The sequence below is a fragment of the Streptomyces lienomycini genome, from assembly GCF_027947595.1.
GTDB lineage: Bacteria > Actinomycetota > Actinomycetes > Streptomycetales > Streptomycetaceae > Streptomyces > Streptomyces lienomycini.
On the sequence record NZ_CP116257.1, the window covers coordinates 62,970 to 77,775 of the forward strand.

Consider the following 14,806-nt stretch of genomic DNA (forward strand, 5'->3'; position numbering starts at 1 on the left):
CCCTCCTGGCCCGCTCCTTGCGGCCTGCTGCTTCCCTGCTCCTCCCGACTGCTACTTCCGGTTGTAGAGCCGCATCGTGACCGGGCCGAAGACCAGCAGCAGCAGGCCCGCCCAGCCCAGCGTCCAGGCGATCTCGACGCCCGGCCAGTCGCCCGCCATCAGGCCGCGCACCGCGGACGCCAGGTGGGTGATCGGGCTGTTGTTGACGAAGGCCTGCAACCAGCCCGGCATGGTCCTCGGATCGACGAAGACGTTGGACAGGAAGGTGAGCGGGAAGATCACCATCATGCTGACGCTCATCACCGACTTCTCGGTCCGCAGCAGCAGCCCGAACATGGTCCAGATCCACGAGAAGGCGAACGAGAAGAGCAGCAGCAGCGCGATCCCGGCGACCACGCCGACGACCCCGCCGTCGGGCCGGTAGCCGAGCAGCAGCCCCACGGACAGCATGACGACGGACGCGATGGTGTAGCGCAGGGCGTCACCGAGGAGGTAGCCGATCATCGCCGAGGGCCGCCAGATCGGCAGCGAGCGGATCCGGTCGAAGACGCCCTTCTCGATGTCGATGTTCACCGAGACCCCGGTGTACATCGTGATCATCACGACCGACATGACCAGGATGCCGGGCAGTACGAACTGGATGTAGTCACGGGGGGAACCCGCCAGCGCACCGCCGAAGAGGTACGTGAACATCAACAGGTTCATGATCGGGAAGGCGGTGACGTCGAAGAGCTGCTCCGGCACGTGCTTGATCTTGAGGATCGCGCGCCAGCCGAAGGTCAGTGAGGCGGACAGGGCACTGGGGCGCGGCGGCCGTTCCCTGGTGACGAGCAGGGCGGCCAGCGACTCGGTGCTGACCGGGGAGAGTTCCCTGCTCTCGGTGCTCGCGGCCGTGCTCATGCCGCCACCTCGTCCTTCGTGTCGTCGGTGTCGGTGTCGGTGCCGGAGCCGCCGTCGGTGTGCCGGCCGGTGTCGTGGCCGGTCAGCGCCAGGAAGACCTCGTCGAGACTGGGCTGCCCCAGGGAGAAGCTGTCCACGGTGATGCCGGCCCGGGCCAGCTCGCCGAGTGCCTTGGCGGCCTGGTCGGCGGCGGTGTCACCGGCCGCCACCCCGAGGCGCGCGGTCAGCGCCACCGGGTCCGGCTCCGGCTGCACCTCGGCGACCAGCAGGTTCCGCAGCAACCGCTCGGCCTCCGGACGTTCCTCGGCGTCCCGCAGCCGCAGATGGACGGAACCGGCACCGACGGATGCCTTCAGCTCGCCCTTGGTGCCCTCGGCGATCACCCGGCCCTTGTCGATGACGGCGATCCGGGAGGCCAGCTGGTCCGCCTCGTCCAGGTACTGCGTGGTCAGCAGCACCGTCGTGCCCTGGGCGACGACCGCGCGCACGATGTCCCACACCTGGTTGCGGCTGCGCGGGTCGAGACCGGTGGTCGGCTCGTCGAGGAAGAGCAGGTCCGGGGTGTTGAGGATGGACGCGGCGATGTCGATGCGCCGCCGCATGCCGCCGGAGTAGTGCTTGACCTGCTTCGCCGCCGCGTCGGTCAGGCCGAAGGCCGCCAGCAGCTGCTCGCCCCGCTCGCGTGCGGCCGTCCTGCCGTGCCCGAGGAGCCGGCCCAGCAGCACCAGGTTCTCGGTGCCGGTGAGGTCCTCGTCCACCGAGGCGTACTGGCCGGTGAGGCTCACCCGGCCCCGTACGTCGTCCGCCTCGCGCACGACGTCGTGGCCGAAGACGCGGGCGTGGCCGCCGTCCGGCCGCAGGAGGGTGGCGAGCATCCTGACCGTGGTGGTCTTGCCCGCGCCGTTCGGCCCCAGGACGCCGTAGACCGCGCCGGCGGGCACCGCGAGGTCCACCCCGTCCACGGCCCGGGTGTCACCGAACGTCTTCACCAGGCCCTCGGTCTCGATCGCGAGTCCGGAGGTGTGCGTGCTCATGCTGGAGGTCCTTCCGCGTTCTTCGGTTACGCGTTCTTGGGCTACGCATGGGAAGACCTTTACCGTCGCGCAAACTCATCGGCTGCGCGAGGGGATTTTCCGGCGGCCGGTCCCGCGGGCGCAGGACGCCCGGCGCACGGCGTCGGACGGAGGGGTGGGCCCGGGTGCGGAGGAGTAGCGTCGCCTCCATGCATGCGATCACGATTCCCGAACCCGGAGGCCCCGAGGCGCTGGTGTGGGCCGAGGTCCCCGACCCGCAGCCCGGCGAGGGCGAGGTCCTGGTCGAGGTGACGGCCAGCGCCGTCAACCGCGCCGACATCATGCAGCGCCAGGGCTTCTACGATCCGCCGCCCGGCGCCTCCGCCCACCCCGGCCTGGAGTGCTCCGGGCGGGTCGCCGCGCTCGGTCCGGGCGTGTCCGGCTGGTCCGTCGGCGACGAGGTGTGCGCACTGCTCGCGGGCGGCGGTTACGCCGAGAAGGTCGTCGTCCCGTCCGGCCAGTTGCTGCCGGTGCCGCGGGGCATCGGCCTCAAGCAGGCGGCGGCCCTGCCCGAGGTGGTCTGCACCGTCTGGTCGAACGTCTTCATGGTGGCCCATCTGCGCCCCGGCGAGACGCTGCTCGTGCACGGCGGCTCCAGCGGCATCGGCACCATGGCGATCCAGCTCGCCAAGGCCGTCGGCGCGAAGGTCGCGGTGACGGCGGGCACCAGGGAGAAGCTGGAGCGCTGCGCGGAACTGGGCGCGGACATCCTGATCAACTACCGGGAGCAGGACTTCGTCGCCGAGGTGAAGGACGCCACGGGCGGCGCGGGCGCCGACGTCATCCTCGACAACATGGGCGCGAAGTACCTGGACCGCAACGTCCAGGCCCTCGCCGTGAACGGCCGGCTCGCGATCATCGGCATGCAGGGCGGCCGCAAGGGCGAGCTGAACATCGGCACGCTCCTCGCCAAGCGCGCCGCCGTCAGCGCGACCTCGCTGCGCGCCCGGCCCCTGGAGGAGAAGGCGGCCATCGTGGCGGCCGTCCGGGAGCACGTCTGGCCGTTGTTCGACGGGGGCCACGTCCGGCCGGTGATCGACCGGGAACTGCCGATGAGCGACGCCGCGGACGGTCACCGGGTGGTGGAGGAGAGCGGGCACATCGGCAAGGTGCTGCTGGTCACCTCGTAGGCGGCGCGCGGGCGGCGGTCCGTTCCCGGCGGGGATCAGCTCCGGCGAAGGCGCAGACCCACGAGGCCGAGGGCGAGGCCGAGGCCGATGAGGATCAGCCCGCTGCCCAGGGGGAGGACCCGCAGTACGGGTTCGGCGGCCTCCTGGGTGCGGGTGCCGGTCTGCCGCGGCGCCGGGGACGGGGAGCCGGGGGCACCAGGGCGGCCTCGCCGGGCGGCAGGACGGTGGGCGGGGCCTCGGGGACGCCCGCGCCGTCGTCGCCGTCGCCGTTCGTGCGCGGACCGGTGTCCGTGTCCGTGCCGTCCTCCTCCGCGTCGCGTTCCTCGCCGCGGCCGGGACGCTGCCTCCCCTCACCCGGCAGGCTTCCGGCCCGGGTGGGCTCGGGGTCCTCCGGGGCGCCGGAGGCGGCGGACGAGCGAGAGGGAGAGGGCGTGGCGGAACCGCGTCCCGTGTCCGCCGCCGGGCCGGACGGTTCGGCGGGCCGGGAGGCGGGATCGTGGTCCGGGCGTTCCGGGCGTTCCGGGCGGTCGCTGCCGTCGGGGCGCCGGGGGCGTTCGTGGCCGCCCCGCCCGTCGTGGTCGCCCGGGCCGTCCGGCCCGGTGGCCGCCTCGGGCGCCGGTGCGTGGCCCGGCGCGGAGGGTGCGGGCGACGGTGCCGCCGCCACCGTCGAGGACCCGGTGCCCGTACGCGGGGCCGCGCATTCGGCACCGTGCGCCGACTGGACCCCGTACGGCGACACCAGGGCGCCGACCCCGAGGGCTCCCACCAGCCCCGTCGCTCGCAGTGTGCGCAGCCATGGAGTCACGCCCGTGACCCCCTCCCGGGTCGTGGAGATCGACGGAACAAGCCTCACACCGGTCGGCGATACCGGCATTTCGGGCGCCGCCGAACGCGGTGCCCCCCGTTTCCACGGGGGGCACCGCCCGCCCTCGTCGCACGGGTGCGAGACAATGGCCGCATGGAAATGCCGAGGAACGACAGGTCGCCGGAGAACCCTCAGATCCTGGTCGTCGGCCAGGACGGAATGGCACTCAGTGGCGGCGGGGACGACGACTCCCGCGAGATCCCGGTGACCGAGCAGGTGGAGCAGCCTGCCAAGGTCATGCGGATCGGCAGCATGATCAAGCAGCTGCTGGAAGAGGTGCGGGTGGCGCCCCTGGACGAGGCGAGCCGGGTCCGGCTCAAGGAGATCCACGCCAGCTCGGTCAAGGAGCTGGAGGACGGCCTGGCTCCGGAGCTGGTGGAGGAGCTGGAGCGGCTCTCGCTGCCCTTCACGGACGACGGCACCCCGACCGACGCGGAGCTGCGGATCGCGCAGGCGCAGCTGGTCGGCTGGCTGGAGGGTCTGTTCCACGGCATCCAGACCACGCTGTTCGCCCAGCAGATGGCCGCTCGCGCCCAGCTGGAGCAGATGCGCCGCGCCCTTCCGCCCGGTGCCGTGCCCGAGGGCGAGGAGCCCCCGCACCCGGGTGGCCGCTCCGGCGGACCGTACCTGTAGACGCGCTCCCCGGCGGGGAGCCCCGACGACGGGAAGGGCCCGGCGGCACCGGCCGCCGGGCCCTTCCGCGCTGTCACGCGATCGCCGAAGGCGATCCGTCACGCGGCCGGTCCGGGAGACCCGTCACCTGGTCCGTCGCGCCGTCGCGGTCATTCGCCCGACGCCGGATTGCCCGTCGAGACCTTGAGCTGGATCTCCGGCATGTTCTCCGGGTCGACATCCGTGCCGGCCGTGGGGAACTGGTCCCTGATCGAGCCCTCGCCGTACGTGTTCTCGTCGACTTCGACGACCTTCATCGGCCAGCCCGCGGCGTTGAAGCACTCCTTGACCGAGCCGATGTACTTGAACGTGAAGTCGGGCACCCTGATCTTGTCGGGGTCGTTGTACGACTCGTCCGGCTCGGTGCACTCGTCCTTGTCGATGGTCTTCGTCGTGTCCGGCCCGCGGTAGCCGGACGCCTTCGAAGGGGACGCGGACACCGACGCGCTGGAGGAGCCGCCGGCCTCGGGGTCCTCGTCGCCGCCGCCGCCGTTCATCAGCAGCGCGCCGATCAGTCCGCCGACCGCCACGACGGCGACCACGATCGAGCCGATGATCACCGCCTTGTTGCTCTTGCCACCGCCCGGGGCGCCCGAGCCCTGGGCGGACGCGGTCAGGTTGTACGGCGGCGGTGTGGCCGACCCCTGCTGCTGCGCGTACGGCGGGGCCGGCGTCTGGTAGCCGGCCTGCTGGGGATAGCCGTACGCGGGCGAGTGCGCGGCGGGTGTCTGGGGGGTCGGCGTGCCGTACGGGTTCTGGCCGGGGACCGGCGCCGGCTGGTACGGCGTCTGCACGGGGCCCGTGGGCGCCGGGGTGCCCTGGTCGACCGGCGGGAACACCGCGGAGCCGACGCCCGCGCCGCTCGACGTCTGGGCGCCGGGCACGATGCTCGGCGGGGCCGCCTGGAAGGAGGCCGCCACGCGCAGGCACTCGTCGCGCATGGCCTCGGCGCTGGGGAAGCGTTCGTTGGGGTTCTTCTTCAGGGCGCGGGCCACCAGCGCGTCCACGGCCGGCGGCAGGGCGCGGTTGACGGAGGACGGGGCGACCGGCTCCTCCTGCACGTGCGCGTACGCGATGGCCAGCGGCGAGTCGGCCTCGAACGGCAGGCGTCCGGTGACCAGTTGGAACAGCATGATGCCGACCGAGTACAGGTCGGAGCGGGCGTCGACGCCGCGGCCGAGGGCCTGTTCCGGAGAGAGGTACTGCGGGGTGCCGACGACCATGCCGGTCTGCGTCATCGAGGTCACGCCGGACTGCATGGCGCGGGCGATGCCGAAGTCCATGACCTTGACCACGCCGCGCTTGGTCATCATCACGTTGCCCGGCTTGATGTCCCGGTGGACCAGGCCCATCTCGTGGCTGATCTCCAGGGCGGCCAGCACATCGGCGGTGATCTTGAGCGCCTTGTCGGCGGGCATCGCGCCCTGCTGCCGCACGTCCTCGTCGAGCACGGAGCCGAGCGGCCGGCCCTCGACGTACTCCATGACGATGTACGGAGTCGTCAGGCCGTTCAGATCGTCCTCGCCGGTGTCGAAGACCGAGACGATGTTGGTGTGCGTGAGCTTGGCCACGGCCTGGGCCTCGCGGCGGAAGCGCTCGCGGAAGGCCTGTTCGCGACCCAGCTCGGTGTGCAGCGTCTTGATCGCGACCTGCCGGTCCAGGACCGAGTCGTACGCCAGGTGCACGGAGGCCATGCCGCCCTCGCCGAGCAAGTCGCGCAGCTGGTAACGGCCGCCGGCGAGCGCCCGCCCCGCGTACCGTCCCTGTCCGGCGTCCTGGCTCATGTGTCTGCGTCCCCCATAGGCGGCGGGCGCCGGTGGCAGCGGCACGCGCGCTCGTGATCGAAAGTGCTATTCCCGGCCAAGTCTGCCCCAGGGCACTGACACGTCAAGCGTGGTGCCCGTTCCGTGACCGTACGCGAAGGAAGCGTCGCGGAAGCGTTACAGCCGCCGTACCGCCGGTACACGGAATTTGCACGAGAGTACGGAACCAGGGTTTCATGACCGGTCCGTCTCAAGTCCGGTCCCGGCGCCCATCCCGGACCGGAGGCCCCCGGGAAGGCTGTAGCGTGGCCGACGGAGACCGTAACAACACCGCGCGTACCGCGGGCAGAAACGACGGCGAGGACTGATGGCACAGCAGCAGCGCGCCCAGGGCCCGTCCGAACCCGAGGCATCTGGCGGCGGTATGTCTGACGCGCCGGAGAACTGGGGCAACGGCGGCTTGGTCGGCGACGGCCGGTACCGGCTGACCCGCAGGCTCGGGCGGGGCGGCATGGCCGAGGTGTTCGCCGCCGAGGACGTCCGCCTCGGACGCACCGTGGCGGTCAAGCTGCTGCGCGCCGATCTCGCCGAGGACCCGGTCTCCAAGGCGCGCTTCACGCGCGAGGCACAGTCGGTGGCGGGCCTCAACCACCATGCCATCGTGGCCGTGTACGACTCGGGCGAGGACTTCGTCGGCGGCCAGTCCGTGCCGTACATCGTGATGGAGATCGTCGAGGGACGCACCATCCGCGACCTCCTCCTCAACGCCGAGGCGCCCGGCCCCGAGCAGGCGCTGATCATCGTCTCCGGCGTCCTGGAGGCGCTGGCCTACTCGCACCAGCACGGCATCGTGCACCGCGACATCAAGCCGGCCAACGTCATCATCACGGACAACGGCGCGGTGAAGGTGATGGACTTCGGCATCGCCCGCGCCCTGCACGGCGCGTCCACGACGATGACGCAGACCGGCATGGTCATGGGCACCCCGCAGTACCTCTCCCCCGAGCAGGCCCTCGGCAAGGCCGTCGACCACCGCTCCGACCTGTACGCGACGGGCTGCCTGCTCTACGAACTCCTCGCGCTGCGCCCGCCGTTCACCGGAGAGACCCCGCTGTCGGTGGTCTACCAGCACGTCCAGGACATTCCGACGCCCCCGTCCGAGGTCTCCGACGCCACTCCGCCGGAGCTGGACGGCCTGGTGATGCGCTCGCTGGCCAAGGAGCCCGACGACCGCTTCCAGACCGCCGAGGAGATGCGCGGCCTGGTCCAGTACGGGCTGCAGATGCTGTACGAGCAGGGCGGCCACACCGGCACCTGGAACACCGGACCGGTCGCCGCGCACGACGGCCGGCACGTTGCCGCCGCCGGTCTCGCGGGCACGTCGGTGATGCCGCACGCCGACCACGGGGCGTCGGGCACCCAGCAGATCCCCCAGCCGATCCTGCCCGGCGGGTACGGCGGGGGCGACGACGGCGGCTTCGAGGGCAGCGGCAACAAGGGCAGCGGCCGCGGCAAGCTGTGGATACTGGCCGTCCTCGCGGTGATCGCCGTCGCGGCGGGCGTCGCGCTGGCCCTGAACAACGGCGACGGCGGCAAGGGCGGCCCCGAGACGGACAAGAGCCCGTCGGTGTCCACCTCGCAGAGCACCGGCTCGGAGTCGCCCAGCTCCTCGCCCAGCGACGAGGAGACGCAGCAGACCACCGACCCCGGTACCGAGCAGGGCTCGGGCGGGGGCGGCAGCGGCGACGGCGACTGGGACCGGCCGTACACACCGTCGTACACGCCGTCGCACACCGCGACGGACGACCCGACCGGCGACCCGACCGGCGGGCAGACCGCGCCGTCCACACCGACGGACGACGGTGAGCCGACCGGCGGTGGTGAGCCGACCGGGGGCGGTGAGCCGACCGGCGGTGGTGAGCCGACCGGGGGCGGTGAGCCGACCGGCGGTGGTGAGCCGACCGGGGGCCCCGCAGGCGAGTAACCGACACCCCTGAACGTCCAACGCGCGCGTGCGGCCCGTGAGGGCCCACGCGCGCGTTGCGTCCGCCTAGGCCGGGCCGGCCGCGCCGTCCGTGAAGTGCACCGTGCCGAACTGCGGATCCACGCGCAGGTAGGCGGGCTCGAAGGGCTCGCCGTCCACCCGGGCCGGGGCGGGACCGAACCGCTCCAGCTCGGCGGCGCTCGGCTGGTGGGCCTCGCACCGGCCCACCACCTGCACGGTCCACAGGCTCTCGCCGGGCCGCGCGGAGGTCAGGTTGTCCGCTCCGTACGCGACGACGCTCCCGGCGCACACCTGGTGGTACCCCCAGCTCGCGGGCATGCGCAGCAGGACCCGGCCGTCGGCCACGATGTGGCGCGCGAGGGCGAGGAAGGGCAGGGCGCGCATGGTGGTGGCCGCCCGGCCGTAGGCGGTACGGCCGAGCAGGCCGACGGCGAGCTGTTCGTCGGAGGGCATGCACTCACTGTGCGGGAGCACGGGCCACGGCAACAGAGTCGCCCGCCCCGGCAGGAGGGGACGTAAGTCCCGAGTAAGTGCGGGGCCGGTCAGCGGTTCTCGGCCTCCAGGCGGGCCACGAAGGCGGCCGCCTGCGAACGCCGCTGCATACCGAGCTTGCCCAGCAGGCTCGACACGTAGTTCTTGATGGTCTTCTCCGCCAGGTGCAGCCGTTCACCGATCGCGCGGTTGGTCAGGCCCTCGCCGATCAGCTCCAGGATGCGGCGTTCCTGCTCGGTGAGCCGGGCCAGCCGGTCGTCGGCCTTGGCCCCGCCGTCACGGAGCCGCTCCAGCACGCGCGCGGTGGCCGCCGGATCGAGCAGCGACTTCCCGCCCGCCACCTCCCGCACGGCGCCCAGCAGCTCGGCGCCGCGGATGTCCTTGAGGACGTAGCCGGAGGCGCCCGCCATGATCGCGTCGAAGAGGGCCTCGTCGTCGGCGAAGGAGGTCAGCATCAGGCAGCGGACGGACTCGTCCCGGGAGCGGATGTCGCGGCAGACCTCCACGCCGCTGCCGTCGGGCAGGCGGACGTCCAGCACCGCGACGTCCGGGCGGGTGGCCGCGATGCGGGCCTGGGCCTCGGCCGCCGTACCGGCCTCGCCCACCACCTCGATGTCGGCCTCGCCCGCCAGCAGATCGTGCACCCCGCGTCGGACCACCTCGTGGTCGTCGAGGAGGAACACCCGGATATGTCCGTCTTCGCGCACGCGCTCAGTCTCACACACCGACTCTTCCCGTGCCCGGGGTGGCCGGGATAACGTGCCGTTGTTCCGGCCCCCTGCGAGGCTGTGACCAGTAAAACTTCCGCCCTTCGCCGATTTACTTGGAAATCCGAGTAAAAACGCAGGTCAGGAGGGGTTTCACAGAAATGTGGAGCACTGGGTAACGTGCTGTTCGCAGGGCGCTCGCCGGGGCACCTGTCACGCCTGTTCCCGACCGGGCCGCACCCACCCTTGTGCGTCCGCCGGGCCGCAGGTGAGCCGCACTGGCTTCCGGCGAACCCGGGGGCCGGACCGACGGAGGAGCACACGTGACCGAGAGCACTGCCGCGCGCAAGCCGCGACGCAGCGCCGGAAGCAAGGCGGCCGGGACCACCGGCACCAAGGCGGCCGGGACCACCGGCAGCAAGGCCGGCACCGGCAGCAAGCGCACCACCAGCACCACCCGTACCGCTGCCAGGAAGGGCTCCGAGACGGAGCTGGTGCAGCTGCTGACACCCGAGGGCGAGCGCGTCGAGCCCGCCAGGAACTCGGCCTACGCCGAGTACGCCTCGTACGTCGCCGACATCACCCCCGACGAGCTGCGCGGCCTGTACCGCGACATGGTGCTCACCCGGCGGTTCGACGCCGAGGCCACCGCCCTGCAGCGCCAGGGCGAGCTGGGCCTGTGGGCCTCGCTCCTCGGCCAGGAGGCCGCCCAGATCGGCTCCGGCCGGGCGACCCGCGAGGACGACTACGTCTTCCCGACCTACCGCGAGCACGGCGTCGCCTGGTGCCGCGGGGTGGACCCGACCAACCTGCTCGGCATGTTCCGCGGGGTGAACAACGGCGGCTGGGACCCCAACAGCAACAACTTCCACCTGTACACCATCGTCATCGGCTCGCAGGCGCTGCACGCCACGGGCTACGCGATGGGCATCGCCAAGGACGGCGCGGACTCCGGTGTGATCGCGTACTTCGGCGACGGCGCCTCCAGCCAGGGCGACGTCAGCGAGGCGTTCAACTTCGCCGCCGTCTACAACGCCCCCGTGGTGTTCTTCTGCCAGAACAACCAGTGGGCGATCTCCGAGTCCAACGAGAAGCAGACCCGTGTGCCGCTCTACCAGCGTGCCCAGGGCTTCGGCTTCCCCGGTGTCCGCGTCGACGGCAACGACGTCCTCGCCTCCCTCGCGGTCACCCGCTGGGCCCTGGACCGCGCCCGGCGCGGCGAGGGTCCGGCGCTGATCGAGGCCTACACGTACCGCATGGGCGCCCACACCACCTCGGACGACCCCTCCCGCTACCGGCACGACGACGAGCGGGCCGCGTGGGAGGCGAAGGACCCGATCCTGCGCCTTCGCCGTTTCCTGGAGTCCGCAAACCACGCGGACGAGGGATTCTTCGGGGAACTGGAGGCGGAGAGCGAGGCGTTGGGCAAACGAGTGCGCGAAGTGGTCCGTGCCATGCCCGACCCGGACCGGTTCGCGATGTTCGAGCACGCGTACGCGGACGGGCACGCGCTCGTCGACGAGGAGCGCGCGCAGTTCGCCGCCTACCAGGCGTCGTTCGCAGAGGCAGAGGGGGTCTGACATGGCAGCGGAAAAGATGGCGCTGGCGAAGGCGATCAACGAGTCGCTGCGCCGCGCGCTGGACGCGGACCCCAAGGTCCTGATCATGGGCGAGGACGTCGGCAAGCTCGGCGGTGTCTTCCGGGTCACCGACGGTCTGCAGAAGGACTTCGGCGAGGACCGGGTGATCGACACCCCGCTGGCCGAGTCCGGCATCGTCGGCACCGCCATCGGCCTGGCCCTGCGCGGCTATCGCCCGGTGGTGGAGATCCAGTTCGACGGTTTCGTCTTCCCGGCCTACGACCAGATCGTCACCCAGCTGGCGAAGATGCACGCCCGCTCGCTGGGCAAGGTCAAGATGCCGGTCGTCATCCGCATCCCCTACGGCGGCGGCATCGGCGCGGTCGAGCACCACTCCGAGTCCCCCGAGGCCCTGTTCGCGCACGTGGCCGGCCTCAAGGTGGTCTCCCCGTCGAACTCGGCGGACGCGTACTGGATGATGCAGCAGGCCATCCAGAGCGACGACCCGGTGATCTACTTCGAGCCCAAGCGCCGGTACTGGGACAAGGCCGAGGTCGACACGGAGGCCATCCCCGGCCCCCTGCACACCGCGCGGGTGGTGCGCGAGGGCACCGACCTCACGCTGGTCGCGTACGGCCCGATGGTGAAGCTCTGCCGGGAGGTCGCCGACGCGGCCGCCGAGGAGGGGCGGTCCCTGGAGGTCGTCGACCTGCGCTCGATCTCGCCGCTCGACTTCGACACGGTCCAGGCGTCGGTGGAGAAGACCCGCCGGCTGGTCGTGGTCCACGAGGCGCCGGTGTTCCTGGGTTCGGGAGCGGAGATCGCGGCCCGGATCACGGAGCGCTGCTTCTACCACCTGGAGGCCCCGGTGCTGAGGGTCGGCGGCTACCACGCGCCGTACCCGCCGGCCCGCCTGGAGGAGGAGTACCTGCCCGACCTGGACCGGGTGCTGGATGCCGTCGACCGCTCGCTGGCGTACTGAGGAGGGGGCGTGACGACGATGACGGACAGTTCCGTGCGCGAGTTCAAGATGCCCGACGTGGGCGAGGGGCTCACCGAGGCCGAGATCCTCAAGTGGTACGTCCAGCCCGGTGACACCGTCACCGACGGACAGGTGGTGTGCGAGGTCGAGACGGCCAAGGCCGCCGTCGAGCTGCCCATCCCCTACGACGGCGTGGTCCGCGAGCTGCACTTCCCCGAGGGCACCACCGTCGACGTGGGCACGTCGATCATCGCGGTGGCCGTCGGTGGCGGTGCGGCGGCCGCCGCCGAGCCGGCGCAGGAGGCCGTGGCGGACACCCCGGCCACCACCGAGGCGGACGAACCCAAGCCCGAGGGCCGCCAGCCGGTCCTGGTCGGGTACGGCGTGTCCACCTCCTCGACCAAGCGCCGACCCCGCAAGGGCGCGGAGGCTCCGGCCGCCGCACCCGAGGCGTCGGCGGCGGTCCAGGCCGAGCTGAACGGCCACGGACCCGCGGCGCCCGCGGCACCGGCCGCCCCGGTCACCGGGGACCGCCCGCTGGCGAAGCCGCCGGTGCGCAAGCTGGCCAAGGACCTCGGCGTCGACCTGGCGACCGTGGCGCCCTCGGGACCGGACGGCATCATCACCCGCGAGGACGTCCACGCGGCGGTGTCGGCCCGAACCGGGGCGCCGGAGCCGGAGGCGGCCCCCGCGGCCGTCGCGCCCGCCCCGTCCCCGACGGCGGCGCCGACCTCGTACGACACGGCGCGCGAGACCCGCGTCCCGGTCAAGGGTGTCCGCAAGGCGACGGCGGCGGCGATGGTCGGCTCGGCGTTCACGGCGCCGCACGTCACCGAGTTCGTGACGGTCGACGTGACGCGCACGATGAAGCTGGTCGAGGAGCTGAAGCAGGACAAGGAGTACACGGGCCTGCGGGTCAACCCGCTCCTGCTGATCGCCAAGGCGCTGCTGGTCGCGATCAGGCGCAACCCGGACGTCAACGCGTCCTGGGACGAGGCCGCCCAGGAGATCGTGGTCAAGCACTACGTCAACCTGGGCATCGCCGCCGCCACCCCGCGGGGCCTGATCGTGCCGAACATCAAGGACGCCCACGCCCAGACGCTGCCGCAGCTGGCGGGTTCGCTGGGCGAGCTGGTGTCGACGGCCAGGGAGGGCAGGACCTCCCCGGCCGCCATGCAGGGCGGCACGGTGACCATCACCAACGTCGGCGTCTTCGGCGTCGACACCGGTACGCCGATCCTGAACCCGGGCGAGTCCGCGATCCTCGCGGTCGGTGCGATCAAGCTCCAGCCGTGGGTCCACAAGGGCAAGGTGAAGCCGCGTCAGGTGACCACCCTCGCGCTGAGCTTCGACCACCGCCTGGTCGACGGCGAGCTGGGCTCCAAGGTCCTCGCCGACGTGGCGGCGGTCCTGGAGCAGCCGAAGCGGTTGATCAGCTGGGCGTGAAGGCTGCGACCCGGGTAGGTTCATGACGGGAGGGGCGCCGCAAGTTGGAGTTGCGACGCCCCTCCCTCTGTGTCGTGCCGGGGTCAGACCTGGTGCAGTACGTACACCGGTGCGCCGTCCTCGGTCCCGCCCCGTGAGCGGATGCAGGCGTGCGTGCGCAGCAGCCGGAGGCATTCGTTGACCCGGCGCACGGAGAGCCCCGTGCGGGCGGCGATCGACTCCAGCGGTTCCCTCAGCTCACCCTTCTCGACGAGCACCGGGGCGATGACCAGGGCGACCGTCCACACGTCCTCCGTCATGGACAGGCGCTGCCGCCAGTCGGCCAGTACGGACTCCGTGGTCGCGACCGGGGCGAGGTGACCGCGGGGCACCCCCTGGTGGAGGACGAGGGTGTCGAACCGGTCCGCGATGCGTTCCAGCGCCCGCACCATGGCCTGCTGCACGGCGAGGGTCGCCTGCTGGGTGGCGAGGGTGGCCTGCTGCGTGGACAGCATCTCCCGCTGCAACGCGATCGACGTGCGTTGCCCCTCGGCCAGTTGCTCGTCCAGTTGCAGATTGTGCGCCTCCAGCCGGACGATCGCCTCGGCCACCTGGTCCGGCATGGCGTAGGCCACGGGGGCGCCGGGTCCGGCGGGCTGCACCTCGGCCTCGTCCAGCGAGTACGAACCCTCGCGCTGCACGGTCTCGATGACTTCGGCGACCCACTGCTTGAAGGGGGCGCAGGCCGGTTTGGTGCAGGCGTTGACGAGGAGGACGAGGCCTTGCAGCGAGATCACGTGCAAGTCTCGGCGCCACCCCCTACCTGCGGGAACGCTGAGACCGTAACTTCCAGTTACGGTCTCGAGCAATTCTCGGTGCTCGTCGGGAACGTGGTCGGTGAGTGCCTTTCGAGAGTTGCTGTGCCCGAGTTCCTTGCACACGTCCACCGCCGGAAACCAGTGGCTTCCGTCCGGCATGGTCAGCCGTCGCACTCGGGCGCCGGTGGCCGCGTACACGAAGTCGCCGGCGTCGATCGCCTCGTGTCGCGCGCCGGAGTTCTGTCGCTTGCTGGGTTCGTTCATGTGAACCACCTCCGTCGCGGAACGTAGGGCCCAGGCATGGGCATATGCCAGCCAGCCCGCGCAGGTTCACGACTGCGAGCGAAGATGATCGAAAGCCCTGCCGGAGGCCACGAGCGCGTGTATGGGGCGG

Annotated in this window: 13 protein-coding genes; 6 read left to right on the plus strand and 7 right to left on the minus strand. The window is 71.8% G+C overall.

Annotation, left to right across the window (positions count from 1 at the left end):
- Positions 1 to 51: 51 nt before the first annotated feature.
- Positions 52 to 900 (minus strand): ABC transporter permease, encoded by an 849-nt coding sequence (locus tag BJ961_RS00280; RefSeq protein WP_271319321.1) that lies wholly within the window; start codon positions 898 to 900, stop codon positions 52 to 54.
- Positions 897 to 1,934: an ATP-binding cassette domain-containing protein gene (locus tag BJ961_RS00285; RefSeq protein ID WP_271319322.1), complete on the minus strand. Its 1,038-nt coding sequence runs from the start codon at positions 1,932 to 1,934 to the stop codon at positions 897 to 899. Before BJ961_RS00285 ends, BJ961_RS00280 begins: the two co-directional genes overlap by 4 nt.
- Before the next feature lie 188 nt (positions 1,935 to 2,122).
- Between BJ961_RS00285 and BJ961_RS00290 the strand changes: the two genes are divergently transcribed.
- Positions 2,123 to 3,103 carry an NAD(P)H-quinone oxidoreductase gene (locus BJ961_RS00290; protein ID WP_271319323.1) on the plus strand — a complete coding sequence of 327 codons (981 nt, stop codon included), beginning with the start codon at positions 2,123 to 2,125 and terminating at the stop codon, positions 3,101 to 3,103.
- Between the two features lie 94 nt (positions 3,104 to 3,197).
- Here the strand turns inward: BJ961_RS00290 and BJ961_RS00295 are convergent, their stop codons facing one another.
- Positions 3,198 to 3,908 (minus strand): hypothetical protein, encoded by a 711-nt coding sequence (locus BJ961_RS00295; RefSeq protein WP_271319324.1) that lies wholly within the window; start codon positions 3,906 to 3,908, stop codon positions 3,198 to 3,200.
- A gap of 153 nt (positions 3,909 to 4,061) precedes the next feature.
- Between BJ961_RS00295 and BJ961_RS00300 the strand changes: the two genes are divergently transcribed.
- Positions 4,062 to 4,601 carry a bacterial proteasome activator family protein gene (locus BJ961_RS00300; protein WP_003975113.1) on the plus strand — a complete coding sequence of 180 codons (540 nt, stop codon included), beginning with the start codon at positions 4,062 to 4,064 and terminating at the stop codon, positions 4,599 to 4,601.
- Positions 4,602 to 4,750: 149 nt separating this feature from the next.
- On the opposite strand, the gene BJ961_RS00305 is transcribed toward BJ961_RS00300, so the two are convergent.
- Positions 4,751 to 6,424: a Stk1 family PASTA domain-containing Ser/Thr kinase gene (locus tag BJ961_RS00305; protein ID WP_271319325.1), complete on the minus strand. Its 1,674-nt coding sequence runs from the start codon at positions 6,422 to 6,424 to the stop codon at positions 4,751 to 4,753.
- 346 nt (positions 6,425 to 6,770) lie between these two features.
- Here BJ961_RS00305 and BJ961_RS00310 point away from each other — a divergent pair, with 346 nt between their 5' ends.
- Positions 6,771 to 8,387, plus strand: a complete 1,617-nt coding sequence (locus tag BJ961_RS00310; RefSeq protein WP_271319326.1) for a protein kinase domain-containing protein — start codon at positions 6,771 to 6,773, stop codon at positions 8,385 to 8,387.
- 66 nt (positions 8,388 to 8,453) lie between these two features.
- On the opposite strand, the gene BJ961_RS00315 is transcribed toward BJ961_RS00310, so the two are convergent.
- Together BJ961_RS00315 and BJ961_RS00320 are read right to left on the minus strand one after the other, a co-directional pair.
- Positions 8,454 to 8,861, minus strand: coding sequence for a pyridoxamine 5'-phosphate oxidase family protein (locus BJ961_RS00315; protein ID WP_271319327.1), 408 nt, complete (start codon positions 8,859 to 8,861; stop codon positions 8,454 to 8,456).
- 89 nt (positions 8,862 to 8,950) lie between these two features.
- Positions 8,951 to 9,607, minus strand: coding sequence for a response regulator (locus tag BJ961_RS00320; protein WP_271319328.1), 657 nt, complete (start codon positions 9,605 to 9,607; stop codon positions 8,951 to 8,953).
- A gap of 323 nt (positions 9,608 to 9,930) precedes the next feature.
- On the opposite strand from BJ961_RS00320, the gene pdhA reads away from it, so the two are divergent.
- The 3 genes from pdhA to BJ961_RS00335 are packed head-to-tail and all read left to right on the plus strand — an operon-like array spanning position 9,931 to position 13,615.
- Positions 9,931 to 11,187 (plus strand): pyruvate dehydrogenase (acetyl-transferring) E1 component subunit alpha, encoded by a 1,257-nt coding sequence (gene pdhA, locus BJ961_RS00325; protein ID WP_271319329.1) that lies wholly within the window; start codon positions 9,931 to 9,933, stop codon positions 11,185 to 11,187.
- A 16-nt stretch (positions 11,188 to 11,203) separates the two neighbouring features.
- Positions 11,204 to 12,169, plus strand: coding sequence for an alpha-ketoacid dehydrogenase subunit beta (locus BJ961_RS00330; protein WP_271416926.1), 966 nt, complete (start codon positions 11,204 to 11,206; stop codon positions 12,167 to 12,169).
- A gap of 9 nt (positions 12,170 to 12,178) precedes the next feature.
- Positions 12,179 to 13,615 carry a dihydrolipoamide acetyltransferase family protein gene (locus BJ961_RS00335; protein WP_271319330.1) on the plus strand — a complete coding sequence of 479 codons (1,437 nt, stop codon included), beginning with the start codon at positions 12,179 to 12,181 and terminating at the stop codon, positions 13,613 to 13,615.
- 83 nt (positions 13,616 to 13,698) lie between these two features.
- Here BJ961_RS00335 and BJ961_RS00340 read toward each other — a convergent pair whose 3' ends face one another.
- Positions 13,699 to 14,676 carry a BRO-N domain-containing protein gene (locus tag BJ961_RS00340; RefSeq protein WP_271319331.1) on the minus strand — a complete coding sequence of 326 codons (978 nt, stop codon included), beginning with the start codon at positions 14,674 to 14,676 and terminating at the stop codon, positions 13,699 to 13,701.
- Positions 14,677 to 14,806: the final 130 nt, after the last annotated feature.